The organism is Pseudoxanthomonas japonensis (assembly GCF_043632995.1).
GTDB classification, from domain to species: domain Bacteria; phylum Pseudomonadota; class Gammaproteobacteria; order Xanthomonadales; family Xanthomonadaceae; genus Pseudoxanthomonas_A; species Pseudoxanthomonas_A japonensis.
In genome coordinates this window covers 3,344,821-3,371,489 of the sequence record NZ_CP171632.1, presented here as the reverse complement: position 1 = coordinate 3,371,489, position 26,669 = coordinate 3,344,821, and the positions used below count along the sequence as shown (strand labels likewise).

25 protein-coding genes are annotated in these 26,669 nt (G+C 68.6%); 17 read left to right on the top strand and 8 right to left on the bottom strand.

The features are described 5' to 3' along the window. The first annotated feature begins 7 nt into the window (after nt 1-7). The 4 genes from ACGHX3_RS15790 to ACGHX3_RS15775 all read left to right on the top strand — a co-directional run bounded on the left by ACGHX3_RS15790 (nt 8) and on the right by ACGHX3_RS15775 (nt 3,876). On the top strand, nt 8-1,099 hold the full coding sequence (locus tag ACGHX3_RS15790) for an HlyD family secretion protein (protein WP_394695577.1): 1,092 nt from the start codon (nt 8-10) through the stop codon (nt 1,097-1,099). 140 nt (nt 1,100-1,239) lie between these two features. After that, nucleotides 1,240-2,796 carry a DHA2 family efflux MFS transporter permease subunit gene (locus tag ACGHX3_RS15785; RefSeq protein WP_394695576.1) on the top strand — a complete coding sequence of 519 codons (1,557 nt, stop codon included), beginning with the start codon at nt 1,240-1,242 and terminating at the stop codon, nt 2,794-2,796. A gap of 1 nt (nt 2,797) precedes the next feature. Next, entirely contained in the window at nt 2,798-3,184 is a 387-nt protein-coding gene (locus ACGHX3_RS15780; protein ID WP_394695575.1) for a VOC family protein, read from the top strand. Between the two features lie 224 nt (nt 3,185-3,408). Next, the gene (locus ACGHX3_RS15775) at nt 3,409-3,876 is read left to right on the top strand and encodes a DUF6265 family protein (protein WP_394695574.1); all 468 of its coding nucleotides are present in this window, start codon (nt 3,409-3,411) and stop codon (nt 3,874-3,876) included. A gap of 6 nt (nt 3,877-3,882) precedes the next feature. Here ACGHX3_RS15775 and cysK read toward each other — a convergent pair whose 3' ends face one another. Together cysK and cysG are read right to left on the bottom strand one after the other, a co-directional pair. Beyond that, the gene (gene cysK, locus ACGHX3_RS15770) at nt 3,883-4,857 is read right to left on the bottom strand and encodes a cysteine synthase A (protein WP_394695573.1); all 975 of its coding nucleotides are present in this window, start codon (nt 4,855-4,857) and stop codon (nt 3,883-3,885) included. Nucleotides 4,858-4,879: 22 nt separating this feature from the next. Continuing rightward, on the bottom strand, nt 4,880-6,331 hold the full coding sequence (gene cysG / locus ACGHX3_RS15765) for a siroheme synthase CysG (RefSeq protein ID WP_394695572.1): 1,452 nt from the start codon (nt 6,329-6,331) through the stop codon (nt 4,880-4,882). 174 nt (nt 6,332-6,505) lie between these two features. Between cysG and ACGHX3_RS15760 the strand changes: the two genes are divergently transcribed. From ACGHX3_RS15760 to ACGHX3_RS15735, 6 genes are all read left to right on the top strand, one after another. After that, the gene (locus ACGHX3_RS15760; RefSeq protein WP_394695571.1) at nt 6,506-7,489 is read left to right on the top strand and encodes a LysR family transcriptional regulator; all 984 of its coding nucleotides are present in this window, start codon (nt 6,506-6,508) and stop codon (nt 7,487-7,489) included. 78 nt (nt 7,490-7,567) lie between these two features. Beyond that, entirely contained in the window at nt 7,568-7,915 is a 348-nt protein-coding gene (locus tag ACGHX3_RS15755; protein ID WP_394695570.1) for a hypothetical protein, read from the top strand. Further along, entirely contained in the window at nt 7,912-8,295 is a 384-nt protein-coding gene (locus tag ACGHX3_RS15750) for a DUF2809 domain-containing protein (protein ID WP_394695569.1), read from the top strand. The genes ACGHX3_RS15755 and ACGHX3_RS15750 overlap by 4 nt, the downstream gene beginning before the upstream one ends. A 111-nt stretch (nt 8,296-8,406) precedes the next feature. After that, nucleotides 8,407-8,664: a type II toxin-antitoxin system Phd/YefM family antitoxin gene (locus ACGHX3_RS15745; RefSeq protein ID WP_162336801.1), complete on the top strand. Its 258-nt coding sequence runs from the start codon at nt 8,407-8,409 to the stop codon at nt 8,662-8,664. Next, entirely contained in the window at nt 8,652-8,972 is a 321-nt protein-coding gene (locus ACGHX3_RS15740; RefSeq protein ID WP_162336802.1) for a type II toxin-antitoxin system RelE/ParE family toxin, read from the top strand. The genes ACGHX3_RS15745 and ACGHX3_RS15740 overlap by 13 nt, the downstream gene beginning before the upstream one ends. Nucleotides 8,973-9,204: 232 nt before the next feature. Continuing rightward, a complete protein-coding gene (locus tag ACGHX3_RS15735) occupies nt 9,205-9,849 on the top strand; it encodes a histidine phosphatase family protein (protein ID WP_394695568.1) in 645 nt (214 codons plus the stop codon). A 63-nt stretch (nt 9,850-9,912) separates the two neighbouring features. On the opposite strand, the gene ACGHX3_RS15730 is transcribed toward ACGHX3_RS15735, so the two are convergent. The 6 genes from ACGHX3_RS15730 to ACGHX3_RS15705 form a co-directional block, all read right to left on the bottom strand. Next, a complete protein-coding gene (locus ACGHX3_RS15730; protein ID WP_394695567.1) occupies nt 9,913-10,272 on the bottom strand; it encodes a hypothetical protein in 360 nt (119 codons plus the stop codon). A gap of 113 nt (nt 10,273-10,385) precedes the next feature. Then, nucleotides 10,386-11,156: a LytR/AlgR family response regulator transcription factor gene (locus ACGHX3_RS15725; RefSeq protein ID WP_394695566.1), complete on the bottom strand. Its 771-nt coding sequence runs from the start codon at nt 11,154-11,156 to the stop codon at nt 10,386-10,388. Next, nucleotides 11,153-12,415, bottom strand: coding sequence for a sensor histidine kinase (locus ACGHX3_RS15720; protein WP_394697310.1), 1,263 nt, complete (start codon nt 12,413-12,415; stop codon nt 11,153-11,155). Before ACGHX3_RS15720 ends, ACGHX3_RS15725 begins: the two co-directional genes overlap by 4 nt. A 147-nt stretch (nt 12,416-12,562) precedes the next feature. Further along, nucleotides 12,563-13,276, bottom strand: a complete 714-nt coding sequence (locus ACGHX3_RS15715) for a phosphoadenylyl-sulfate reductase (RefSeq protein WP_394695565.1) — start codon at nt 13,274-13,276, stop codon at nt 12,563-12,565. Beyond that, nucleotides 13,273-14,976 carry an assimilatory sulfite reductase (NADPH) hemoprotein subunit gene (gene cysI / locus ACGHX3_RS15710; protein ID WP_394695564.1) on the bottom strand — a complete coding sequence of 568 codons (1,704 nt, stop codon included), beginning with the start codon at nt 14,974-14,976 and terminating at the stop codon, nt 13,273-13,275. Before cysI ends, ACGHX3_RS15715 begins: the two co-directional genes overlap by 4 nt. A 94-nt stretch (nt 14,977-15,070) precedes the next feature. Further along, complete coding sequence (locus ACGHX3_RS15705) at nt 15,071-16,939, bottom strand: assimilatory sulfite reductase (NADPH) flavoprotein subunit (RefSeq protein WP_394695563.1); 1,869 nt, start codon at nt 16,937-16,939, stop codon at nt 15,071-15,073. A gap of 204 nt (nt 16,940-17,143) precedes the next feature. Between ACGHX3_RS15705 and cysD the strand changes: the two genes are divergently transcribed. From cysD to ACGHX3_RS15670, 7 genes are all read left to right on the top strand, one after another. Next, nucleotides 17,144-18,055, top strand: coding sequence for a sulfate adenylyltransferase subunit CysD (gene cysD, locus ACGHX3_RS15700; RefSeq protein ID WP_394695562.1), 912 nt, complete (start codon nt 17,144-17,146; stop codon nt 18,053-18,055). A gap of 41 nt (nt 18,056-18,096) precedes the next feature. Beyond that, nucleotides 18,097-18,231: a hypothetical protein gene (locus ACGHX3_RS15695; RefSeq protein ID WP_394695561.1), complete on the top strand. Its 135-nt coding sequence runs from the start codon at nt 18,097-18,099 to the stop codon at nt 18,229-18,231. Continuing rightward, entirely contained in the window at nt 18,228-20,102 is a 1,875-nt protein-coding gene (cysN, locus tag ACGHX3_RS15690; protein WP_394695560.1) for a sulfate adenylyltransferase subunit CysN, read from the top strand. Before ACGHX3_RS15695 ends, cysN begins: the two co-directional genes overlap by 4 nt. 164 nt (nt 20,103-20,266) lie before the next feature. Then, entirely contained in the window at nt 20,267-21,367 is a 1,101-nt protein-coding gene (locus tag ACGHX3_RS15685) for an efflux RND transporter periplasmic adaptor subunit (RefSeq protein WP_313929044.1), read from the top strand. 5 nt (nt 21,368-21,372) lie between these two features. Then, nucleotides 21,373-24,507 carry an efflux RND transporter permease subunit gene (locus ACGHX3_RS15680; protein WP_394695559.1) on the top strand — a complete coding sequence of 1,045 codons (3,135 nt, stop codon included), beginning with the start codon at nt 21,373-21,375 and terminating at the stop codon, nt 24,505-24,507. Then, nucleotides 24,500-25,051: a GNAT family N-acetyltransferase gene (locus tag ACGHX3_RS15675; protein ID WP_394695558.1), complete on the top strand. Its 552-nt coding sequence runs from the start codon at nt 24,500-24,502 to the stop codon at nt 25,049-25,051. Before ACGHX3_RS15680 ends, ACGHX3_RS15675 begins: the two co-directional genes overlap by 8 nt. Nucleotides 25,052-25,169: 118 nt before the next feature. Continuing rightward, the gene (locus ACGHX3_RS15670; RefSeq protein WP_394695557.1) at nt 25,170-26,669 is read left to right on the top strand and encodes an alanine/glycine:cation symporter family protein; all 1,500 of its coding nucleotides are present in this window, start codon (nt 25,170-25,172) and stop codon (nt 26,667-26,669) included.

Sequence of the window (26,669 nt, the reverse complement as noted above, 5' to 3'; positions counted from 1 at the left end):
CCCCACCATGACCAGCAAGATCAACGAGGCCGCCGAGAACGCGGCCAGGACTCCCGCTCCCAAGCGTCGCCGCGTGCCGGTGTGGCTGTGGGTCGCCGGCCCGCTCGCCGTGGCCGGCTTCTTCGGCTGGGAATACGTCGCCTCGCAGCGCGAAGTCAGCACCGACAACGCCTACATCAAGGCCGAGCGCATTCTGATCGCGCCGCAGGTCGGCGGACGCGTCGTCGAAGTCGCCGTGCAGCAGAACCAGCCGGTGAAGAAGGGCGACCTGCTGTTCCGCATCGACGCCGATCCGCTGACGATCGCCGTGGCACAGAACGAAGCGCTGGTCGCGCGCATGGCGAACAGTGCCAGCGCCAGCCGCGCGAAGGTCGTCGGCACCGGCACCTCCATCCAGGCGGCGCGCGAGACGCTGGCGTGGGCGCAGCGCGATTTCCAGCGCATGCAGCAGCTCGCCGGACAGCAACTGGTCTCGCGCAAGATGCTGGACGACGCGCGCCACGCGGTCGCCGAAGCGCGCACCGACCTGGCCGACGCCATCGCCACGCAGTCCGAAGCCACCGCCTCGCTGAGCGGCAGCGCGGGCACGCCGACGCAGGACCTGCCGGAATACCGCGCCGCGATGGCCATGCTGGCCAAGGCGAAGCTCGACCTGGCGCACGCCGAAGTGCGCGCACCGGTCGACGGCATCGTCGGCCTGCACGACCTGCAGGTGGGCGAATACATCAACGTCGGCCAGACGGCGATGCCGCTGGTGGCCACGTCGCCGATCTGGGTGGAGGCCAATTTCAAGGAAACCGAACTGACGAAGATGCAGGTCGGCCAGGCCGCGACGGTCGAGGTCGACTCGTATCCCGGCGTGAAGTGGAAGGCGCACGTCGCCTCCATCGCGCCGGCCTCGGGTGCTGAGTTCAGCGTGCTGCCGCCGCAGAACGCCACCGGCAACTGGGTGAAGATCGTGCAGCGCATTCCCGTGCGCCTCGAGATCGACAGTGCCGACGCCGATGCGCCGCAACTGCGCGCCGGCATGAGCGCCGACGTGCATGTCGAGCTGCGCGATGGCGGCAGCGCTTCCAGTCGCGCGACCGCCGCGCGCTGAGGCTTCTTTTCCATGTCATCCCGGGCGTGCGCGGACGCGGGCGAGGGCACTGTGGTGGGGCCCGGCCCCGCTGACGCCGCGCCCCGGGTGACCTCTGGATCGCCGCGCACCGTGCGCGTCGGTCCCTTCCGGATTTTCCCATGAGCACAACCACCGTCCCCGCCGCGCCCGCGCAGGAAGACACCGGCAAGCGCACGCTGCTGGTCGGCTCGGTGATGCTGGCCACGCTGATGCAGGCGCTGGACACCACCATCGCCAACGTCGCGCTGCCCGATATGCAGGGCTCGCTGTCGGCCACCCAGGACCAGGTGTCGTGGGTGCTGACCAGCTACATCGTCGCCGCCGCGATCCTGACGCCGGTCACCGGCTGGCTGGCCGGCCGCCTGGGGCGCCGCCGCCTGCTGATCATCGCGGTCAGCGGCTTCACCGTCGCCTCGCTGCTGTGCGGCATCGCCACCGGCATCGGCGAGATGGTGATGTTCCGCATCCTGCAGGGCGTGTTCGGCGCCTCGCTGGTGCCGATCTCGCAGTCGCTGCTGCTCGATGCCTTCCCCAAGGAGAAGCACGGCGCTGCGATGGCGATGTGGGGCATGGGCATCATGGTCGGGCCGATCCTCGGTCCGCCGCTGGGCGGTTTCCTGACCCAGAACTACAGCTGGCACTGGGTGTTCCTGATCAACTTGCCGATCGGCATCCTTGCGCTGATGGGCATCATGGCCAGCGTCAAGAAGGACGTGCCGCACGAGCGCCCGCTCGATGGCGTCGGGCTGGCGCTGCTGGCGCTCGGTATCGGTGCGCTGCAGCTGTTCCTCGACCGCGGGCAGAGCGAGGACTGGTTCGGCAGCGTCGAGATCCAGATCGAAGCCGCGCTCGCCTTCCTCGCGCTCTACATGTACGGACTGTGGTGGTGCCGCCGGCGCGACCATGCGCTGCTCGACCTCGGCCTGCTGAAGAACGCGAACTTCGCCGTCGGCTGCGCGCTGATCTTCGTGGTCGGCATCGTGCTGTTCGCGACGCTGGCCTTGTTGCCGCCGTACCTCAGCACGCTGATGAACTATCCGGTGCTGACCATCGGCCTGGTGCTGGCACCGCGCGGCGTCGGCACGATGTTCAGCATGATGGTGGTCGGTCGCCTGCTGGGCCGCATCGACGCGCGCTGGCCGATCCTGGTCGGCATGGGCCTGATGGTCTTCTCGCTGCACGGCATGACCCAGTTCGGTCCGAACGCGTCGATGGAATCCATCGTCTGGCTCGGCGTCGTGCAGGGCATGGGCCTGGGCCTGGTGTTCGTGCCCATTTCCACCGTCGCCTACGCCACGCTTGAGCCGCACCAGCGCACGGAGGCCGCCGGCCTCTTCAGCCTGGTGCGCAACATCGGATCGTCCGTCGGCATTTCGGTGGTGATGACGATGCTGTCGCGCGCCATGCAGGTGAACCATGCCGAGATCGGCGCGCGCATCCCGGCCTTCGGCGCGGAAACGACCCTGCTGCCGGCGGCCATGAACCCTTCCACCGCCACGGGGCTGGCGTTGCTCAATGCCGAAGTGAACCGTCAGGCGGCGGCCATCGGCTACCTCAACGATTTCAAGCTGATGATGCTGCTGACCCTGGCCTCGATGCCGCTGGTACTGCTGATGCGCGGCGGCAAGGCGCCGTCGGGCGGCAATGCAGGCGCAGACGCCGCCGCGGCCCACTGACATGCGCATCGACGGCCTGCACCATGTCGCGATCATCGCGTCCGATTACGCGCGGTCGAAGCGCTTCTATACCGAGGTGCTGGGTCTGCGCGTGATCGCCGAGCACTACCGCGCCGAACGCGACTCCTGGAAGCTCGACCTCGCGCTGCCGGACGGCACGCAGGTCGAGCTGTTCTCCTTCCCGTCGCCGCCGCCCCGCGTGTCGCGGCCGGAAGCCTGTGGGCTGCGCCACCTGGCATTGCGCGTTGCCGACCTGGATGCCGCCGTCGCGCATCTGCATGCCCATGGCGTGGCCAGCGAACCGGTCCGCGTGGACGAGTACACCGGCCGCCGCTTTACCTTCTTCGCCGATCCGGACGACCTGCCGCTGGAACTTTACCAAGCGTAGGAATGCTCTATGTGGGAGCGACGTCAGTCGCGATCGCACGGCATCGGTGGCAGCGATTCGTGCTTGGCGCCCTCACCGGAAGACATCGGGTTTCAGCGAGATCCACGGCGTCCGGAATTCACGATCGCGACTGACGTCGCTCCCACACCGGTTTTCGGATCGCCTGTCCGTCCATGCACCTGCTAAGGTCGCGCGCAACATGATCTGCCGCAGCGGAGATAGTCATGAAACGCCTGACGACCTTTTTTCTGTCCGTGTCGACAGCACTGACGGCGGTCCCCGCATCGGCCAACGGTCTCGACTGGCTCGCCGGTCACTGGTGCGGCCAGAGCGGCAAGACCTTCAGTGAGGAAACCTGGATGGCGCCGCGTGGTGGGCTGCTGGTCGGCATGCATCGCGACACGCGCGAGGGCAAGGCGACGGGCTTCGAGTTCATGCGCATCGCGCAGCGGGACGGGCGCTGGGTGCTGTCGGCACAGCCTGGCGGCGGCGCGGTCACCGCGTTTGCCGCCGACCTGGTGGAAGAAGGCCGCGCCGTGTTCGCGAGTCCCACGCATGACTTCCCCAAGCGTGTGATCTATTCGCGCGTGGATGCCGACACCCTGCGGGCACGCATCGACGATGGCCGCGACGACGGCCAGGCGATGGAGTGGACGTGGCGGCGCGATTGCGTCGCGCCGCCGTCGTCCTGAGGCCGCTTACGGCAGGGCAGCGTCGCCCAGCGAGGCCAGCCACTCGTCGTCCGAGCCCTCGTTGACGCCTTCGAACAGCGGCGTCGAGAAGTAGCGCTCGCCGGTATCCGGCAGCATCGCCAGCAGCACGTCACCGGGCTTGGCCTTCTGCGCGACCTGCAGCGCGGCGGCGACCGTGGCGCCTGCGGAGATGCCGACGAAGATGCCTTCCTCGGCGGCGAGGCGACGTGCGGTGGCGATCGCCTCCACGTCGGTGACCGGCAGGATCTCGTCGGCCACCTCGCGGTTCAGCACGTCCGGCACGAAGTCCGGTGTCCAGCCCTGGATCTTGTGCGGCTGCCATTCCTTGCCTTGCAGCAGCGACGCACCGGCGGGCTCGGACGCGGTGATGCGCACTTCCGGGCGCGCGACCTTCAGCACTTCGCCCACGCCGGTCAGCGTACCGCCGGTGCCCCAGCCGGTGACGAAATGGTCGAGGCGCTGGCCGGCGAAATCGCGCAGGATTTCCGCTGCGGTCGTCTGCCGGTGGTACGCGGGATTGGCGGGATTGGCGAACTGGCGGGCGAGAAACCAGCCGTGCTGCTTCGCCAGTTCTTCCGCACGCCGCACCATGCCGCTGCCGCGCTCGGCGGCCGGCGTCAGGATGACTTTGGCGCCGTAGGCACGCATCAGCTTGCGGCGTTCGATCGAGAAGGTCTCCACCATCGTGGCGACGAACTTGTAGCCGCGCGCGGCGGCGACCATCGCCAGTGCCACGCCCGTGTTGCCGGACGTCGCTTCGACGATGGTGTCGCCCGGCTTCAGCAGGCCCTTGGCTTCGGCGTCGAGGATGATCGCCAGCGCCAGGCGGTCCTTCACCGAACCGCCCGGGTTGAACGATTCCACCTTGGCGTAGAGCGAGACGTGCTCGGGCGCGATGCGGTGCAGTTTGACGACCGGGGTGCGGCCGATGGTGTCCAGGATGCTGTCGTAAACGGCCATGGGATCTCCGTGGGGCGTGGGCTCAGGCAGCCTGCAGTGTGGGCGTAGGCAGGTTGCGGGAATGTGTGGGGGCGGCGGCGCCGACGGGCGGCGCGCCGAACCAGTGCAGGGTGCCGGCGAGCGCGGCGACTTCGCCGAGTACCAGCAATGCGGGCGAGCGTACCTGGTGGAAACGCGCCGTTTCCGGCAGATCGGCCAGGGTGCCGGTCAGCACCCGCTGGTCGCGGCGCGAGCCGTTTTCGATCAGGGCGAACGGCGTGGACGGTGCACGCCCGTGCGCGACGAGCCGGTCGCGCAGGCCCTCCAGTCCGGCCACGCCCATGTAGACGGCCAGCGTCTGCCGCTCCTGCGCGAGCGACTGCCAGTCGAGCGTATCGAACGAATCCTTGCAGTGCGCCGTCACCAGCTTGACCGACTGCGCATGATCGCGGTGGGTCAGCGGGATGCCGGCGTAGGCGGCGCATGCGATGGCGGCGGTGATGCCGGGCACGACCTCATAGGGAATCCCGTGCGAGCGCAGGAACTCGAGTTCCTCGCCGCCGCGCCCGAACACGAACGGATCGCCGCCCTTCAGCCGCACGACACGCTTGCCGGTGCGCGCGTGTTCCAGCATCAGCGCGTGGATGTCGTCCTGGCGCGTGCTGTGGCCGGTGGCGGACTTGCCGACTTCGATGTACGTCGCATCGCGGCGGCCGAGTCGCAGCACGTCCTCGCTGACCAGGCGATCGTGCAGGATCACATCGGCCTCGTTCATCGCGCGCAACGCGTTGAGCGTCAGCAGCCCGGCGTCGCCGGGGCCGGCTCCGACCACCGCGACCGAGCCGCGTGCCGTGGCGGCATGCTCGTCCAGCATCGCGAGGAAGTGCTGTTCGGCCTGCGCGTGCAGCCGCTGCCGGTACAGGCGCGGCAGCGGTCCGGCCAGCAGCTTTTCGAAGAAGCGGCGCCGCTCGGCGGTCTGCGGGAAGCGTTGGCGGATGCGCCGGCGCTGGCGGGTGAACAGCTCGGCCAGCGAGGCCCAGGAATCGTCGAGCAGGGTTTCGAGCTGGCGGCGCAGGTGCCGCGCCAGCATCGGCGCGCCGCCGCCGCTGGAGATGGCGACCTGCAACGGACCGCGCTCGACGATGGCGGGGACCTGGAACGTGGAGAGCTCGCGGTCGTCGACGACGTTGGCGAAGACATGGCGCGCGTCGGCAGCGGCGGCGACCGCGCGGTTGACGTCGGCGTCGTCGGTGGCGGCGACCACCAGCCACACGCCCGAGAGCCAGTGCGGATCGAAGCGCCCGTCGATCCACTCGATGCGGCCTGCCTCGTACCACGCCAGCAGGCGCGGCGTCAGATCGGGGGCGCCGACACTTGGCAGCGCGCCGGCATGCAGCAGGGCCTCGGTCTTGCGCTCCGCCACCGGCCCGCCGCCGACGACCAAGACCCGGCGGCCTTGCAGGTCGGCGAACAGGGGAAACAGCGGAGCGCTCACGGGCGTTGGGAGATGGCGGTTGGGCTGGTGACCGTACCGGCCGCTCATGGCGGTCGGAAATGACATACGACCAACACCATATAGCTTGCGGTTATAAGCGGTGCCGGCTACGGTCCCGGCAAATCCTCTACAGTCCAAGGCCCCTCCCGGTGGGCCGCTGCGCCCTTCCCGCCGATGACGCTGACCCAACTCCGCTATCTGGTGGCCATCGCCGATGCCGACCTGAACATCACGCTGGCGGCGGCGCGCGTGCACGCCACCCAGCCGGGCCTGTCCAAGCAGCTCAAGCAGCTGGAAGACGAGCTCGGCTTCCTGCTGTTCGTGCGCAAGGGCCGCAGCCTGGAGAGCGTGACCCCGGCCGGGCAGGAAGTGATCGACCGCGCGCGGCTCGTGCTGGCCGAGGCGAACAACATCCGCACCTACGCGGCCAACCAGCGCCGCGAGAGCCAGGGCCAGCTGGTTCTGGTCACCACCCACACGCAGGCGCGCTTCGTGCTGCCGCCGGCCATCGCGCAGATCAAGCGGGATTTCCCGCAGGTCAGCGTCCATCTGCAGCAGGCGCCGGAAAGCCAGGCGCTGGACCTGCTGACGCAGGGCGATGCCGACATGGCGGTGGTCAGCACCGCCGGCGACCAGCCGCAGGCCGGCATCGCCGTGCCGCTGTACCGCTGGCGCCGTCTGGTGCTGGTGCCGCGCGGCCATGCGCTGGAACAGCTCGGCCGCGTGCCGGGCATGGCCGACCTGGCCGACCAGCCGCTGATCAGCTACGAGTCTTCGACGCGACCGGGCTCGTCGCTGCAGCGCGCCTTCGCCAAGGTGGGGCTGGAACCGAACATCGCGCTGACCGCGCTCGATGCCGACCTGATCAAGACCTATGTCCGCGCCGGCCTCGGTGTGGGCCTGCTCGCCGAGATGGCCGTGAATGCCTCCGACACCGACCTGCGGGCCTGGCCGGCGCCGCCGGAAGTGAAGGAATGCATCGCCTGGGCGGTACTGCCGCGCGAACGCGTCCTGCGCGACTACGCGCTGGACCTGGTACGCGCGCTGGCGCCGCAGATCGACCGCCGCGACCTGCGCCGGGTGATCGACGGCAACCAGGATCCGGACTGGCCCGAACCGCCGACCTGGCAGTCGCTGACCCAGACGATCACCAGCTGAAGGCTCCCTCGGTCGCGTGATTGACGCAACAGGCTTGGGCGCGCGAGTCTGCACGCATCGTCCTCATCCCCGTTTCCCATGAACCGCATCTCCCGGATGGTCGCCCGCATGTACGCCCCGGCCGTGGTGATCGCGGTCGGTGGCTTCGCCACAGCGGAGGCGGTGACACGCACCGAACGCGCGTTCGGCGAGATCACACCGCAACGCCTGGCATCGCTGTCGTTCCTGCTGGCGATCCTGCTGGGCACGGCGTGGGCCCTGCATTCCAGCTGGCGGCTCTACCGCTGGGCACGAGGACGCGAACTGCGGTGCGCCTGTGGCGGCATGATGTCGCGCATCCGCTACAACCGGCAGCGGCAGAAGTACCGCAAGTGCCTGGCCTGCGGCAGCAAGAGCCTCGAGGGTGCGCATTGCGGCAGCGCGTGAGGTGGCGGTTCGACCCTGCCGCGGCGGGGTGGGCGCTCGGTCTGTTCGTGTTGCTCGTCCTGCTGGCGACCATCGGCGCGGGACTGGGCTGGATACGCAGTTTCGTCGGCGACGTGCTTGCCGTGGTCTGGGTGCATTGCCTGCTGGCCAGCGTCGTGTGGCTGCGCCCACCGGCGCGTCCGCTGATCGCGCTCTCCGTCGGGTTGGCCGTCGAAGCGGCGCAGTACATCAGCCAGCAGATCGGCTGGCAGGTCGCATCGCCCGTATTGCGCATCGTGCTGGGCAGCACGCCGGACTGGCTGGACGTGGTCGCCTACCTGATCGGCTTCGGGCTGGCCTGCGTGGTCGAACGTCGTTCCATGGCCAACCCTGCACAGTGATGGGGGCGGATGCGGCGGCGCTACCGCTCGTCACATGCGCCCCAAAGACATCGAGTCCGCATCAGGTATCACTGCTTGCAGAATCCGCGAGTGATACTGTAGTGTCACTTCATGCGCACCGAGCTCGTCACCACCCTCAAGCGTCAGGCCACTGACCTGTTGGCCGATATCGAACGCGATCGGCAGCCCATCCTCATCACCCAGCATGGGTTGCCCAGCGCGTATCTCGTCGATGTGGAAACCTATGAGACGCTGCTGTCGCGCATGGCGATGCTGGAAGGCATTGCGCGTGGCGAGCAGGCCGTTGCCGAAGGCCGCACGGTCACCCACGATCAAGCCAAGGATCGGCTTGCCAGATGGTTGAGATAGTCTGGTCCGAACCGGCGCTGGCGGATCTGGACGCTGTTGCCGACTACATTGCGCTGGACAATCCGAACGCGGCCGCCGAACTGGTGCGCCGTGTATTCGCGCATGTCGAGCATCTCGCCGCGCATCCGGACAGCGGCAGCCGTCCTGTCGAACTGAAGCGCGGGCGTTACCGCCAGATCGTCGAGCCGCCATGCCGAGTGATCTATCGTCACGAGCCGGGGCGCGTGCTGATCCTCCACGTCATCCGCAGCGAGCGCCTGCTGCGCCCTGGCATGCTGAAGCCGCGCACCTCTGGTAAAGCCCGCTGATGCCTCGCTTGAGCGCTGGGCACGAATGGCGTGGCCGGTCGCACCAGGCACGATCGCAGCGACAGCCGCACGATCACGGTTCTTCCCGCCGTGGCGGGGAGGCGAGGGTACGCAGTGCATAGGTCGAATCGCGCCGCTCGCTACGGTCGCGGCCGTGGAGCACGACGTGTCCGGGCCGTGCCGGTCACGCCGATCTCCTGGAGCGATCCGCTTAGGGAGGACATCCGGACCCATGAAACATCTGCTGTTCATCCGCCACGGTGAGAGCGTCGCAAATGCCGGCGGCGTCACCCTCCCGCATGCGGATATCCCGCTGTCGGAGCGTGGACGACGCGAAGCATCCATCGTTGCCGGTCTTCTGCCTGCTTCGCCCTCCCGGATCTATTGCTCGCCGTTCCTGCGCGCGATGAGCACGGCAGAGCCGTACAGCCAGCGCACCGGCGTGCCGCTGACCGTGCTGGACGGGCTCCAGGAATTCTCGGCCATCGACCCTGCGCTGCTGGAAGGCATGAGCGGGGCACAACGGAGACCCATTGCGGATGCGTACTGGGCGGACGCCGATCCCGGGCGACGGATGGGAGCGAATGCCGAGACCTTCGCCGAGTTCCACGCCAAGGTCCGCCTTGGCATCGACACGCTGCGCATGATCGAGGACGGAAGTGTCGTGTTCGGTCATGGCATCTGGCTTGGACTCGCCTACTGGATGACGGAGAGGAACATGGCCTCCACGCCGGACGACATGCGTGCCTTCCGCGTCTATCAGTCGGGCATTCCGCTACCGAACTGCGGCTGCCACAGGGTGAGCCTGGACGAAGGGGGCGCCGTCCGTATCCGTTTCGATGCCGACACTCACCGCAGGACGCTCGAGGCCCTGTAGTTCCGGATGGCCTGTCAGGGCAGCGGCAGCGAGGCGCCGCCGGGGGAACGTGCGTTGTACCGCTCAAGTGCAGTCGTTGACGCCTTGCTGGCTCACGCATTCGCGGTAACCGTCCGGCAGCCCGCGGATCTCATGCGTCTTGCCGGGCGCCAGCACGAAGTCCTCCAGCGTGGTGCGCGCGCAAGCGGCCGGGTTCTCGCCGGGTGCCGGCGTGGGGCAGCGCTCGGTGTAGACGCGGTAGTGGCACTGGCCGGTTTCGCTGGCGAAGCACTCGAACCTGGCCACGCCTTCCTTCAGCGTGCTCTTGCTGAAGAGCGTGTCCACGCCGTTCGCGCTGCTGTGGTGGATGGTCGTGACGCTGGGCTTGTCGTCGCATCCTGCCAGGGCGAGCAGGCAGGAGATCAGGGAGGTGACGATGCGCATGGCGGTTTCCTCGGGTGTTCCGTTGGGCAAAGGCATGCCCTCCACGACGCGCGTGCGTCGTGCCGGCGATGCCACGTTGGATGCCGCGCGGGGCGGTCGGGTTTAGAGCGGCGCTACATGGTGCGGAACAGCGTCATGAAGGGCTGGCTGACCGTCAGCACCTCAGGTCGGCTCTTCAGCTTCAACCGTCCCCGGCCGGCGTCGTCGCGGCTGACCGAGGCGACCTGCTTCATGTTGACGATGGTGGAGCGGTGGATCTGCTTGAACGTGTTCGTGTCCAGCGCATCGAGCAGTTCGCGCAGGGGCGTGCGCAGCAGCGATTCGCCATCCGCCGTCATCACGGTGGTGTACTTGTTGTCGGCCTGGAAGTAGGCGACGTCGTCCACCATGATCAGCTTCGTATCCTTGCCGGCGCTGGCGGTGATCCATGCCAGCGGCGGCTTGTCAGGCGCGCCCTGGCGCGCCGACAGGTGGCGCAGCAGCGCATCGAGCGTCGCGCCGTCCGGGTGTCCGGCGGCGACGCGCGCCTGGATGCGCTGCACGGTGGCCAGCAACCGTTCGCGTGTGATCGGCTTCAGCAGGTAGTCGATGGCGCCCTGCTCGAACGCGTCGATGGCGTACTGGTCGTAGGCGGTGACGAACACCACCTGCGTGCGCGGGCTGGCCTCGGCCATGGCGCGGGCGACTTCGATGCCGGTCAGGCCCGGCATGCGGATGTCGAGGAAGGCCACGTCCGGCTGCAGTTCGGCGATGGAGTCCAGCGCGCTGGCACCGTCCTCGCACTCGGCCACGATCTCCATCTGCGGCCAGGTCTCTTTCAGCAACGAAGAAAGCGCGGTACGCAGCAGTTCCTCGTCTTCGGCGATCACGCCACGGAAGTTCATGCCCGGGTCTCCTCGTGCGTGAGCGGCAGGGTCAGCGTGGCGGCCACGCCACTGGGGAAGTTCGAGACGATGGCGAACGAGGCCGCGCTGCCGAAGGTCAGGCGCAGGCGTTCGCGCAGGTTCTTCAGGCCGATGCCGGTGCCGCTGCTCTGGCCGCCGAAACCCTGGCCGTCGTCGGCGACGGTCAGCGTCGCGTGGTCGTCGTGCCGGCGCGCCAGGATCCAGATGGTCCCGCCGCCCGTCTTGGGTTCCAGGCCGTGCTTGATCGCGTTCTCGACCAGCGTCTGCAGCATCATCGATGGCATCGGCACCGACTTCAGCGCTTCGGGCACCTCGATCTGCAGCGACAGGCGGCTGCCCATGCGGATCTTCAGGATCTCGAGATAGGCCAGCGTGCGTTCCAGTTCCTCGCCCAGCGTGGACAGCGTGTCGTCGGTGCGCGGCAGCGAGCCGCGCAGATACTGGATGAGGTGGCCGAGCATCACGTCGGCGCGCGGCGGATCGGTGCGCGTCAGCACCTGCGCGCTCGCCAGCGTGTTGTAGAGGAAGTGTGGCTCCACCTGCGCATTGAGCAGGTTCAGGCGTGCGACGGTCAGTTCCTTCTCGCTGACGGTCTTCACCACTTCGGCCTGCTCCTGCCGGCGCTGGTCGGAGACGCGGCGGGTGATGGCGCGGGTGACGGCTTCGGCGTTCTCGACGTTGACGCCGTCGTCGAGCACGAACAGGTCCAGCCATGCGCTCGCATCCGGACCGACCATCAGGGTGATGCTGCTGGTGCCGTTGCCCGGCGTGACCGTTGCCTGCACCAGGTCGCGCTTCACCGCGAAGCGCGCCATGATGTTGAAGCGCGAGGGCTGGCTGGGCCCGTCGAAACTGTCCACCCGGCGCACCTTGACCCGCACCTGCAGGCTGTCGGGTGCGCTTTCCGCGTCCTCGGCGCGTGGCAGTTCGCGCAGCGCGCCTTCGATCAGCTCGAACGCCGCCGCGGTGTCCAGCGGCACTTCGATCTGGCGCCGCTGGCGGCTCGACAGGGCGGCGCTGTCCAGTCGGCCGGTGATCAGCCAGATCCGACGCAGGTGGCTGATCAGGCCGATCAGTACCGAGATCATCACCAGCGTCGCGGCCAGGTTGAACAGCCAGCTCGCGCCGCCGGACAGGAACGTCCGCTCGAAGAGACCGTTCCAGACCAGGCCGGCCATCAGGATCGCGAGGAACCAGGCGATGAGGATGCGGATGATCAGGAGCAGGCTGGGGAACACGTCGGACACCACGGCTTCGGGAGTGCCGTGGAGCATAGCCCGCTCGTCCTCGGAGGGAAGAGGGAGCGCGACGGATCCTGCGATGCGGCGACGAAACCGGGGTGCCTGGGTGCGAACGGAATCAGTCCGGTGGCCGCCCCGCGTGGCTCAGACGTCGATGTGGATGCCGCACTCGCGCTTGAGGCCGTTGAAGCGGGTGTCTTCCTCGCGCATGCCGGGCTCCCAGCGGCGCGTGGTGTGGAAGTCGCCGATCGACACGTAGCCCTGTTCCCACAGCGGGTGATAGGGCAGGTCGTGCTGCTTCATGTACTGCCACACGTCGCGGTCGGTCCAGTCGACGATCGGGTTGATCTTCCAGCGGTCCTCGCGCTGCTGCAAGACCGGCGCATTGGCGCGGCTGGTGGCCTGCACGCGGCGCAGGCCGGTGAACCACGTGCCCACGCCCAGCTCCTTGAGCGCGCGCTTCATCGGCTCGACCTTGCGCAGGCTGTTGTACTGCTCGATGCCGACCAGGCCCTGTTCCCACAGGCGGCCATGGCGCGCCTCCATCCAGGCGCGACTGACCAGTGGGCGGAACACCTGCAGGTTGAGCTGCAGGCGCTCGGTGAGCTCATCGGCGAAGCGATAGGTCTCGGGAAACAGGTAGCCGGTGTCGATCAGCACCACGGGGACGTCCGGCTTTTGCTGCGTGACCATATGCAGCAGCACGGCCGCCTGCGCGCCGAAACTGGACGACATCGCCGCTTCCGCCGGCCCATGCTTGAGCGCCCACGCGACGCGCTGCTCGGCGGTCTGGGTTTCCAGCCACGCGTTATGCTCCGCGATCCGGTCGGTGTCCAGGCAGTGGGCGAGAGCGCTCATGCGTACAGTTCCAGTGCGATCTGTCGATGGGTGGGGTAGGGCGGCAGGGCGACGACGCCGCTGCGATGCAGGAAGTCGCCGAAGCCTTCGTCGTCGCTGCGTTCGGCGGCGTAACGGGCGAACAGGCCGTCGAGCGTGTCGAGGATGGCGGCCTCGTCGATGTTCTCGCGGTACAACGTGTTGAGCCGCTGGCCGCGCGCGTCGCCGCCGAGCATCAGGTTGTAGCGGCCGGGGGCCTTGCCGACCAGGGCGATCTCCGCCAGGTACGGCCGCGAGCAGCCGTTCGGGCAGCCGGAGATGCGCAGCACGATGGGAGCATCGCGCAGGCCGTGCTTTTCGAGCAGCGGCTGCAGCCTGACGGTGAAGTCGGGCAGGTAGCGCTCGGCCTCGGCCATCGCCAGGCCGCAGGTGGGGAGTGACACGCAAGCCACCGCCGCGCGTTGCAGGGCCGTACCCAGCCGCTGGCCGGCATCCAGACCATGCGTCTTCGCCAGCGCGTCGATGCGCTCGCGCTCGCCCGCGGGCACGCCGGCGATCACCAGGTTCTGGTTCGCCGTCATGCGGAACTCGCCGCGATGGATGTTGGCGATCTCGCGCAGGCCGGTCAGATGCGTTGCGTGCGCGGTGTCGGCGATGCGGCCGGCGTAGAGATGCAGGGTCAGGTGCCAGCGGCCATCCTCGCCTTCCACCCAGCCGTAGCGGTCGCCGTTGTGCTCGAAACCGAACGGGCGCACCGGCTGCAACGTCACGCCGCTGCGACGCTCGATCTCGCCGACCACCTTCTCCAGCCCGTGGTCATCGATGGTGTACTTGAACCGCGCACGCTTGCGCAGCAGGCGGTTGCCGAGGTCGCGCTGGGTGGTTACCACCGCCGTTCCGACGTCCAGCACCTGGTCCGGCGTGAGGAAGCCGACCACGTTGCCGACGCGCGGATAGGTTTCGGCATCGCCGTGGGTGGCGCCCATGCCGCCGCCGATGACAAGGTTGAAGCCGGCCAGCGCACCGTCCTCCAGCACGGCGATGAAGCCGAGGTCGTTGGCGAACACGTCCACGTCGTTGACCGGCGGCACCGCGAAGCCGACCTTGAACTTGCGCGGCAGGTAGGTGGCGCCGTAGATCGGCTCCTCTTCTTCGCCACTGCCGGCGACGCGCTCCTCGTCCAGCCAGATCTCGTAGTAGGCGCGGGTGTTGGGCAGCAGGTGCTCGGACAGTTTCGCCGCCCACGCCTGCACGTCCGCATGCGCGCGCGACTCCAGCGGATTGGCCGCGACCAGCACGTTGCGGTTGACGTCGCCGCAGGCGGCCAGCGTGTCGATCAGCGCGGCGTTGATGGCCTGCATGGTCGCCTTCAGTTCGCGCTTGATCACGCCGTGGAACTGGAAGGCCTGCCGCGTGGTGATACGCAGCGAGTGGTTGGCGTACTGCGTGGCGATGGCGTCGAGCTTCAGCCACTGGCCCGGCGTGACCACGCCGCCGGGCGTACGCGTGCGGATCATGAACTGGTAGGCGGGCTCCAGCTTCTGCCGGCGGCGCTCGTCGCGCAGGTCGCGGTCGTCCTGCTGGTAGCTGCCATGATACTTGATCAAGGTCTGGTCCGATTCGCGCAGCGCGCCGGTGACCGGGTCGGCCAGGCTGTCGAGCAGGCTGCCGCGCAGGCGGTTGCTCTCGGATTTGACGTCTTCGACGGAGTGGTTGGACATGGGTGTTCCTGGCTGTGGGAGCGACGTGAGTCGCGATGGCGCTGTCCGGAATCCTGGGTTCGCGACTCAGGTCGCTCCCACATCGGATCTAGCGTCAGTACACGTCGCGCCCGTAGCGCCCCTCCGTCTGCAGCTGCACCAGATACTCGCGGGCCGCCTCCTCATCCAAGCCGCCGTGTTCGACCACGATGGCCTGCAGCGCCGCATGCACGTCCTTGCCCATCGCGATGGCGCCGCAGACGTAGAGGTGCGCGCCGTTCTGCAGCCAGTCGTAGACGTCGCGGCCGCGCTCGCGCAGGCGGTCCTGCACATAGATTTTGCGGGCCTGGTCGCGCGAGAACGCCAGGTCCAGCCGGTGCAGTTCGCCGCTGCGCAGCGCGTCCTGCCATTCGCTCTGGTAGAAGAAGCCGTGGTTGAAGTGCTGGGCGCCGAAGAACAGCCAGTTGCGTCCGCGCGCACCGGTTTCCGCGCGCTCCTGCACGAAGCCGCGGAACGGCGCCACGCCGGTACCGGGACCGATCATCAGAATGTCGCGACTGCTGTCGGCCGGCACGCGGAAGCGCTCGTTGGCTTCGATGTAGACCGGGACCTGGTCGCCTTCCTCGCGCGCGGCGAGGAAACCGCTGGCGGCGCCGCCGTGCGCATGGCCGAAGGCGTCGTAGCCGAGGACGTCGACGGCGAGGTGCGCTTCCTCACCCACGCGCTTGCGGCTGGAGGCGATGGAGTAGAGGCGCGGCGCCAGCGGACGCAGCGCGGCGACCAGTTCCTGCGCGGACCAGCCCGCCGGCCAGCGACGCAGCACGTCGACCAGCTGGTGGGTGTTGAACAGCTGCGCCAGGGTGGCGTTCTGCGCGGGCGCCAGCAGCGCGTTGAGGTCGTCGGCCTGCGCATGCGCGGCATGCGTGGCGAGGAACGGACGCGAGAGGCGGGTCAGTTCGCGGCGTGCGGCCAGCCATTCGCGCAGCGGCAGCGTATCGCAGCCGTCGCTGACGGCGGTGTCGCCCTCGAGCTTCAGCGCCTCCAGCACGCCGTCGACCAGCGCGGCGGGATTGCGGTGGCGCAGTCCCAGCGCGTCGCCGGGTTCGTAGTGCAGACCGCTGCCGTCCAGCGACAGTTCGATGTGCCGCACGTCCTTGTCGGCCACGCCGTGCTGGCCGAAGCGGGGGCCCTTGAAGTCGCGTCCGCTGATGCGCTGGTTGAGCAGCAGTTCGGCGGGGAAGGGATGTTCGTGCGACCACACGGCGGCCTGGCCGGGACGCAGCGGCGTGACCGTCGCCAGCGGCGCGGCGCCGACTGCGGGCGCCTTCAGCAGCTCGCGGGCCTGCGCCAGTGCCTGTTCGCGCCACGGGGCGGCGACGGTATCGATGTCGAGGTCCGCCGCACCGGCCGGTAGCAGGCGGGTCGCCCCCAGATCGGCCAGGCGGGCATCCAGGCGCTGGGAGATGCCGCAGAAGTCCGCATAGCTGGAGTCGCCCAGGCCGAGCACGGCGTACTTCAGTTCGGGCAGCTTGGGCGCGCGCTTGCCGGCGATGAACTCGACCAGGCCGATGCTGTCGTCGGGCGGATCGCCTTCGCCCTGGGTGCTGATGACGATATAGAGGAGGCGTTCGCTGGCCAGTTCGCGCTGCGGGTAGGCATCGGCGCGCAGCAGGCGGACCGACAGGCCGGCGGCTTCGGCCTGCTGCGCCAGCGCCTCGGCGGCGCGGCGGGCGTTGCCGGTCTGGCTGCCGTAGACGATGGTCAGGCGCTGCGCGGTCTGGGTGCCGGGGGCGGGTGCAATCGCCTTGGGCGACGCGGTCGTCGATGCGGTCTGCGGCGCGAGCTGGGCCTGGGCCAGCCCGGCGGCGTAGCCGGAGACCCACCACAGGCTGGCCCCATCCAGTCCGGCCACGGCCTGGGCCAGCAGTGCCCGCCGTTCCTCCGCGAGGGGGATGGGGGCGAGGACAGGCTGGGTGGCGGACATCGGCATGGCCCGTGGGCGCGACTGGGACGGCCGATGTTAGGGAGACGCCAATGCGGCCTGAAAGGACGCATGGTTATGGGCTTATGTCGCCCGCTTATTTCGCCGGCATGAGCCGCCGGCCGAATACTGGCCTGCCTCCCGGACCCCGTGGCGACGCCTGCTAGGCTAGCGCGTCCGGATCCACCGTCCCTGCTGCCCGCCTCGATGACCGCCGTACCCCCCCTGTCCCACCTCGACCGCCTGGAAGCGGAAAGCATCCACATCCTGCGGGAGGTCGCCGCCGAGTTCCGCAATCCCGTGCTGCTGTATTCGGTGGGCAAGGACAGCTCGGTGCTGCTGCACCTGCTGCTGAAGGCATTCGCCCCGGCGCGTCCGCCGATCCCGCTGCTGCACGTGGACACGCGCTGGAAGTTCCGCGAGATGATCGCCTTCCGCGACCGGCGTGCCGCCGAGACCGGCGTGGACCTGCGCGTGCACATTAACCCGGACGGCATCGCCCGCGACATCGGCCCGATCAGCCACGGCGCCACCGTCCACACCGACGTGATGAAGACCCAGGGCCTGAAGCAGGCGCTGGACCACTACAGGTTCGATGCGGCCATCGGCGGTGCCCGCCGCGACGAGGAGAAGTCGCGCGCCAAGGAACGCGTGTTCTCCTTCCGCAACGACAGGCATCGGTGGGATCCGAAGAACCAGCGCCCCGAACTGTGGAACCTGTACAACGCCCGCATCAATGCCGGCGAGAGCGTGCGGGTGTTCCCGCTGTCGAACTGGACCGAGCTGGATATCTGGCTCTACATCTATCGGGAAAACATCCCGGTGGTGCCGCTGTACTTCGCCGCCGAACGACCCGTGGTCGAGCGCGACGGCGCCCTGCTGATGGTCGACGACGACCGCCTGCCGCTGCGCGACGGCGAAGTGCCGCAGCAGCGCCGCGTGCGCTTCCGCACCTTGGGCTGCTACCCGCTGACCGGTGCCATCGACTCCGACGCCGACTCGCTGGAGAAGATCATCGCCGAGATGCTGGTGACCACCAGTTCCGAACGCCAGGGCCGCGTGATCGACCACGACCCCGGCGCGTCGATGGAGAAGAAGAAGCTGGAGGGGTATTTCTGATGGGTACGCCTTCGCCGTCGTCCCAGCGAACGCTGGGACCCATGTTGATGTTCGCGCGATCCAAGTCTCTCGCGGAAGAGCAAGGCAACATCAAGATGGATCCCGGCGTTCGCCGGGATGACGATACGGGTTTGGGATTGACGCGCATGAAGACGATGCCGGTGGCCGCTGCATGAATACTGCCAGCGACATCTCGACGTACCTCAAGCAGCACGAATCCAAGCCCCTGCTGCGCTTCATCACCTGCGGCAGCGTGGACGACGGCAAGAGCACGCTGATCGGCCGCCTGCTGCACGACAGCAAGCGCCTGTTCGACGACCAACTGGCGGCGCTGGAGAAGGACAGCCGCAAGCACGGCACCCAGGGCGAGCGCATCGATTACGCGCTGCTGCTGGACGGCCTGGCCGCCGAGCGCGAGCAGGGCATCACCATCGACGTGGCCTACCGCTATTTCGATACTGACCAGCGCAAGTTCATCGTCGCCGACTGTCCGGGCCACGAGCAGTACACGCGCAACATGGCCACCGGCGCGTCGACGGCGGACCTCGCCGTCGTGCTGGTCGACGCGCGCAAGGGCCTGCTGACGCAGACCCACCGGCACAGCTACATCGTCTCGCTGCTCGGCATCCGCCATGTGGTGCTGGCGGTCAACAAGATGGATCTGATCGATTTCGACGCGGCCGTCTTCGAGCGCATCGCCGCCGACTACCGCGCGCTGGCGCAGCGGCTGGGCATCGCCGAGGTCACGTGCATCCCGCTGTCGGCGCTGGAAGGCGACAACCTGTCGTCGCGTTCGGTGCGCACGCCGTGGTACGCCGGTCCCGCGCTGCTGGAACACCTGGAGCAGGTGCAGGTCGAAACGCAGGATGGCGGCAGTAGCCTGCGCCTGCCGGTGCAGTGGGTGAACCGTCCGCACCAGAATTTCCGCGGTTATGCCGGCACCATCGCGGCGGGCGAGGTGAAGCCGGGCGACGACATCATCGTGCTGCCGTCGGCGCGCCGCTCGCGCGTGGCGCAGGTGCTCGGCGCCGATGGCGAAGTGGCCTCCGCTTCTGCGGGGCAGGCAGTGACGCTGACGCTGACCGACGAGATCGACATCAGCCGCGGCGACGTGATCGCCGCCGGCGGCGATCCGCCGGAAGTGGCGGACCAGTTCGCCGCGCACGTGCTGTGGATGTCCGATGCGCCGCTGCTGCCGGGCCGGCCCTACTGGCTGAAGATCGGCGCGCGTACCGTCGCCGCCACGGTCACCGAGATCAAGCACCGCATCGACGTGAACACGCAGGAGCACCTGGCCGCCAAGCGGCTGGAGCTCAACGAGGTCGGCTACTGCAATCTCAGCCTCGACGAGCCCATCGCGTTCGAAGCCTATGCGCGCAACCGTGCGCTGGGCGGCTTCATCCTCATCGACCGTTACGACAACGCCACGGCGGGCGCGGGCACGCTCGACTTCGCCCTGCGCCGCGCCGGCAACGTGCACTGGCAGCACGTCGATGTCGACCGCGCCGCGCGTGCGCGCCAGAAGGGCCAGGCGCCGAAGGTGCTGTGGTTCACCGGCCTGTCCGGCGCGGGCAAGTCGACGATCGCTAACCTGGTGGACAAGCGCCTGCATGCGCTGGGATACCACAGCTTCCTGCTCGATGGCGACAACGTGCGTCACGGCCTCAACCGCGACCTCGGCTTCACCGACGAGGACCGCGTGGAGAACATCCGCCGTGTCGCCGAAGTGGCGAAGCTGATGACCGATGCCGGCCTGATCGTGCTGGTCAGCTTCATCTCGCCGTTCCGCGCCGAGCGGCAGATGGCACGCGAGCGCTTCGGCGACGGCGAATTCATCGAGGTCTTCGTCGACGTGCCGCTGGCGCTGGCCGAAGCGCGCGACGTGAAGGGCCTCTACCGGAAGGCGCGTGCCGGCCTGATCCCGAACTTCACCGGCATCGACTCGCCCTACGAAGTGCCCGAGCATCCCGACGTGCACCTGCATGCGGGCGAGCACGATCCCGAAGCGCTGGCCCTGCAGGTGCTTGCGAAACTGGGACTCGAGTAGTCGCCCGGCCGGCCCGCCGCGGCTGGCAAGGGTCATTGGTCATGGTCGGGCGTGTGCACCACATGCCCTTTGGCGCGTTTCCCGCACGAACCGCCGCATCCGCTGCAGCGTGTTTCACGTACGGCCGGTAGACTGCCTGAATAACGAAGATTACGGGACGCTCCATGCTCAACCGATTCGCCCTCCGCGCGTTGCTGGTCGCGCTGCCCCTGCTGCTGCTCGCCGCCTGCGGCGACGACAAGGGCGCACAGGCGAAGCCCAACGGCAACGCGGCCGAGCGGCCGATCCCGGTGACCACCCAGGTTGTCCAGGCCAGCGCCTGGAACGACACCCTGCAGGCGTTGGGCACGGCGAAGGCCCGCGAGTCGGTGACCCTGACCGCCAAGGTCAGCGAGATCGTGCAGGACGTGCATTTCGAAAGCGGCCAGCAGGTCGCCGCCGGCCAGAAACTCATCACCCTGAAAGGCGACGCGGCGCAGGCATCGCTGGTGCAGGCCGAAGCCACCTATGCGGAAGCCGAGCGCCTCTACCGCCGGCAGAAGGAACTGGCCGACCAGCAGCTGATCGCGCGCTCGCAGCTCGACACCCAGCTGGCCCTGCGCGATGCCGCCGCCGCCCGCGTGCGCCAGGCGCGCGCCGACATCGGCGATCGCAGCGTGCGTGCGCCGTTCGCCGGCGTGCTCGGCATCCGTCAGGTCAGCCCCGGTTCGCTGATCACGGCCAACAGCAGCATCGCCACGCTGGACGACATCTCGCGCATGTACGTGGACTTCCAGGTGCCGGAGGCGGCGCTGGCCTCGGTCGCCACCGGGCATGCGGTCACCGCGGCCACGACCGCGTACCCGGGCGAGACCTTCCAGGGCACGGTCGAAACCGTCGATGCGCGCATCGATCCGACCACGCGCGCGGTGACGGTGCGCGCGGTGTTCCCGAACCCCGACCGCAAGCTGCGCCCCGGCATGCTGCTGGACGTGCGCCTGTTCCGACCCGAGCGGCAGGCGCTGGTGATCCCCGAGATCGCGGTGGTGCAGGTGGGGCGTGATTCCTTCGTCTACCGCGTGAAGGCGGACGGCAGCGTCGAGCAGGCGCCGATCACCGCCGGCGTGCGTCGCGACGGCCGGGTCGAAATCGTCGAGGGCCTCGCGGCGGGTGAGCGCATCGTCATCGACGGCACCGGCAAACTGCGGCCCGGCGTGAAGGTGGCCGACGCGGCGCCGGCGGCTCCGGCGAAGCAGGACGCGCCCGCCGCCGACAGCCAGGGCTGAGCGCCATGAAGCTTTCCGACCTGTCGATCAAGCGCCCCGTCTTCGCGGTGGTGGTCAGCCTGCTGCTGGTCGTGCTGGGCGTGATGTCGTTCCTGCGCCTGACCCTGCGCGAACTGCCCAACATCGATCCGCCCATCGTGTCGGTGGAAGTGAACTATCCCGGCGCCTCGGCGGCAGTGGTCGAGACCCGCATCACCCAGATCCTCGAGGACGGCCTGTCCGGCATCGAAGGCATCAAGACCATCCAGTCGAGCAGCCGCAACGGCCGCGCCGACGTCACCATCGAGTTCAACCTGAGCCGCGACATCGAGGCTGCTGCCAACGACGTGCGCGACCGCGTCAGTCGCGTCATGAACCGCCTGCCGGACGAGGCCGATCCGCCGCAGATCTCCAAGGTCGAGGCCGACGCCGACGTCATCATCTGGTTGAACATGCGTTCCACCGTGATGGACACGATGGAACTGACCGACTACGCCGACCGCTACGTGCTGGACCGCCTGTCCGCGCTGGACGGCGTCGCCCGCGTGCAGCTGGGCGGCGGCCAGCGCTACGCCATGCGCATCTGGCTGGACCGCGAGGCGATGGCGGCGCGTGGCGTGACCACGGGCGATGTCGAGACCGCGCTGCGCGCGCAGAACATCGAGCTGCCGGCCGGCCGTATCGAGTCGCAGACGCGCGACTTCACCCTGCGCGTCGAGCGCGGCTACCAGCGGCCCGAGCAGTTCGCGCAGCTGCCCCTGCGCAAGGGCGCGGACGGCTACGTGGTGCGCCTGGGCGACGTGGCGAAAGTCGAGCTGGGTGCGGAAGAACGCCGTTCCTACCTGCGCAGCAACGCGGTGCCCAATGTCGGCCTGGGCATCGTGCGCACCTCGACCGCCAACGCGCTGGACGTCGCGCGCGCCGCCCGTGCCGAAGCCGAGGTGATCCAGCAGACGCTGCCGGAAGGCACCGACATCTTCATCGCCTACGACAGCACGACCTTCATCGATGCGTCGATCCAGCGTGTCTACTGGACGCTCGGCGAGGCGATGGTGCTGGTGTTCCTGGTCATCTGGCTGTTCCTCGGCAGCCTGCGTGCCGCGCTCATCCCGGCCGTGACGGTGCCGGTGTGCCTGATCTCCGCGTTCATCGCGCTGTACGCGTTCGGCTTCTCGATCAACCTGTTGACCCTGCTCGCGCTGGTGTTGTGCATCGGCCTGGTGGTGGACGACGCCATCGTGGTGCTGGAGAACGTGCAGCGCCGCGCCGACCTGGGCGAACCGGCACTGGTGGCGGCGCGGCGAGGCACCGCGCAGGTGGCCTTCGCGGTGGTCGCGACCACCGCGGTGCTGGTGGCGGTGTTCCTGCCGGTCGGTTTCATGGAGGGCAATACCGGCCGCCTGTTCCGCGAACTGTCCGTCGCGCTGGCGGCGGCGGTCGCGATCTCGGCCTTCGTTGCGCTGACGCTGACGCCGATGATGTCATCGAAGCTGGTGCGGCCGCACACCGCGCCGCGTGGCCTGAACAAATGGACCAACCGCACGCTGACCCGCATCAGCGATGGCTATGCGCGTCACGTGGAGCGCCTGGTCGCGCTGCCCGGCAAGCGCATCCTTGGCCTGGTGCTGGTGGCGATGGCGTTGTGCGGCGTGGCGATCGTCGCGCTCGGCCTGCGCGTGCCCAGCGAACTGGCGCCGGCGGAAGACCGCGGCCGCTTCTTCGTCATGGTCGATGGTCCGGAAGGCGCCGGCTTCGACTACATGGTCGGCCAGATGCAGCAGGTCGAGAAGATCGTCATGGCGCAGGTGGGCCAGGACAAGCCCATCGACCGTGCGAACTCGCGGACGCCGCGTGGCTTCGGCGGCAGCGAGGACATGCATACGGGTCAGGTGATCGTGTTCCTGCACGACTGGCATGAGCGCGATGTGGCGACCGACCAGGTGGTCGCGCAGTTGCGCGGCGAGCTGGCGAAGCTCCCCGGCGTGCAGGCGCGTGCCAACGTGCCGGGTGGACTGGTGGGCAGCCGCGGGCAGCGCTACCAGCTGGTGCTGGGCGGGCCGGACTACGCCGAACTGGCGCAGTGGCGCGACCGCATCCTGCAGCGGATGGAAGGCAACCCCGGCATCCAGGATCCGGATTCGGACTACAAGGAAACGCGCCCGCAGATGCGCGTGAACATCGATCGCGACCGCGCCGCCGACCTGGGCGTGTCGGTGCAGGAGATCGGGCGAACGCTGGAAACGATGATGGGCTCGCGCCAGGTGACCACGTACGTGGACAACGGCGAAGAGTACGACGTCATGCTGCAGGCCGGCCGCGAGAAGCGCGCCAACACCGAGGACCTGGCGAACACCTATGTGCGCGGCAGCGACGGCGCGCTGGTGCCCCTGTCCAACCTGGTGACGCTGAGCGAAATCGCCGAGCCGGGCACGTTCAACCGCTTCAACCGCCTGCGCGCGATCACCATCAGCGCGGGCCTGGCGCCCGGCTACACCATGGGCGACGCGCTGGAGTGGACACGGCAGACCGTGGCCGAGGAATTGCCTGACTACGCGCAGATCGACTGGAAGGGCGAGTCGCGCGAGTACCAGGAAGCCGGCGGTGCGATCCTGCTGACCTTCACCCTGGCGCTGCTGATCGTCTACCTGGTGCTTGCGGCGCAGTTCGAGAGCTTCATCCACCCGCTGGTCATCATGCTGACCGTGCCGCTGGCCGTGCTGGGCGCGCTGATCGGGCTGTGGGTCACCGGTGGCACGCTCAACCTCTTCAGCCAGATCGGCATCGTGATGCTGATCGGCCTGGCGGCGAAGAACGGCATCCTGATCGTGGAGTTCGCCAACCAGCTGCGCGACGACGGCGCCAGCGTGGCGCAGGCCATCGCCGAGTCCGCGCGCGTGCGCCTGCGCCCGATCCTGATGACCTCCGTGGCCACCGTCATGGGCGCGGTGCCGCTGGTGCTGGCGGGCGGACCGGGTTCGGCCAGCCGCGCGACCATCGGCGTGGTCGTGATCTTCGGCGTGACGTTCTCCACGCTGTTGTCGCTGTACGTGGTGCCGGCGTTCTACGCGCTGCTCGCGCCCTTCACGCGATCGCCGGAAGCGGTGGCGCACGAGCTGAGCAAGCTCGAGGCGGAAACGCCCTCCGTGGGTGGCCATGGCTGATCCCGGTGCGCGTCCGTATGCGGATGTGCGCATCGAAGGCGAGGGCTTCCTGCTGCGTGCCTGGCGGCAGGATGACCTGCGAGCGCTCCTGCGCCATGCCGACGATCCGCAGGTGCCACGCGGCCTGAGCGACCGCTTCCCGCATCCCTACACGCGTGCGGACGGCGAAGCTTTCCTCGCCGGGCGCGTGGTCGACCTGGCGCATCCGGTGTTCGCCATCGAGATCGAGGGCGAGGCCTGCGGCGGCATTGCGGTGCGCCCGCATGGCGGCGAAAAGGCGCATGGTGCGGAACTGGGATACTGGCTCGGCCGCGCGCATTGGGGCCAAGGCCACATGACGCGCGTGGTCGCCGCCTACCTGGCCTGGGTCGTCCCGGCGCTCGCGCTGCGCCGGGTCGAGGCCAACGTGCTCGACACCAACCCGGCCTCCGCGCGGGTGCTGGAAAAGAACGGGTTCGTCGAGGAGGGCTGCCGCCGCAGCGCGATCCGCAAGCCGGACGGCCTGCACGACCTGAGGCTGTTCGGGCGGGTCTGGCCGGGCTGAAACGCCCGCGGGGACTGCGCAGCGGCGTGTGTTGCGGGTATCTTGCAGGGACCCGGCGGCGCCTTGCGCCGCCTTCCCGTATCCCAGCGCACGCACGAACGAACGGAGACGCATCCCCGTGGAAGCCTTTTTCAACTGGTTGAACGGCATCATCTGGAGCAACGCGCTGATCGCGCTGTGCCTGGGCGCCGGCCTGTGGTTCACCCTCCGCACCCGCGTCATGCAGGTGCGCGGCTTCGCCGAGATGTGCCGGCTGACGGTGACGGGGCAGAAGTCGGACGCGGGCGTGTCCTCGTTCCAGGCGCTGGCCATCTCGATGGCCGGCCGCATGGGCATCGGCAACATCGCCGGCGTCGCCACGGCGATCGCCTACGGTGGTCCCGGTGCGGTGTTCTGGATGTGGGTCATGGGTTTCCTTGGCGCATCCACCTCGTACATCGAGTGCACGCTGGCGCAGATCTACAAGGAAAAGGACGGCGAAGGCCGTTACCGCGGTGGTCCGGCCTACTACATCGAAAAGGCGATGGGCCTGAAGTGGTACGCGGTGGCGTTCGCACTGGCCACCGTCGTCGCCACCGGCCTGCTCCTGCCGGGCGTACAGGCCAATGCCATCGCCGACAGTGCCACCAACGTGCTGTGCGGGACTGGCAGTTGCGAGGCGGTCGGCGGTGCCGGTGCGCTGAAGCTGTGGATCGGCCTGGGCGTGGCGGCATTGCTGGCGACCATCATCTTCGGTGGCATCAAGCGCATCGCCACGTTCGCCGAAGTCGTGGTGCCGTTCATGGCGCTCGCCTTCATCCTGATGGCGGTGATCGTGATGATCGCCAACGCCGGCAAGGTGCCGGCCATGTTCGCCGATATCTTCTCCAGCGCGTTCGGCGCGCATGCCGCGTTCGGCGCGATCATCGGCCAGGCGATCGCCTGGGGCGTGAAGCGCGGCATCTACGCCAACGAGGCCGGCCAGGGCACCGGCCCGCACGCCGCCGCAGCGGCCGAGGTCTCGCACCCCGCCAAGCAGGGCTACGTGCAGGCGTTCGCCATCTACTTCGACACCATGCTGGTGTGCACCTCGACGGCGTTCCTGCTGCTGTCCACCGGCATGTACAACACCTTCAGGACGGTCACCGAGAACGGCAAGGACACGCTGGTCGAGATCTTCTCCGGCGTGCCGGGCGTGCAGCCGTCGGAAGGCGCGCAGTTCACCCAGGCCGCGGTGGAGTCGGTGCTGCCGGGCTGGGGCGCGGGCTTCGTGGCGCTGGCGCTGTTCTTCTTCGCCTTCACCACGATCATGGCCTATTACTACATGGCCGAAACCAACCTGACCTACCTGGCCGGCACGAAGAAGACGCATCCGCTGGCGACGCTGCTGCTGCGCCTGGGCATCGTGGGCATGGTGGTGTTCGGTGCGTACCACAACGCGGCGATGGCGTGGACGCTGGGCGACATCGGCGTGGGCCTGATGGCGTGGTTGAACGTCGTCGCCATCCTGATCCTGCAGAAGCCGGCGCTGATCGCGCTGCGCGATTACGAGCGGCAGAAGAAGCTGGGCGTGGACCCGACCTTCGATCCGGAGGCGCTGGGCATCCGCAACGCCGATTTCTGGAAGACCAGGGCCTGA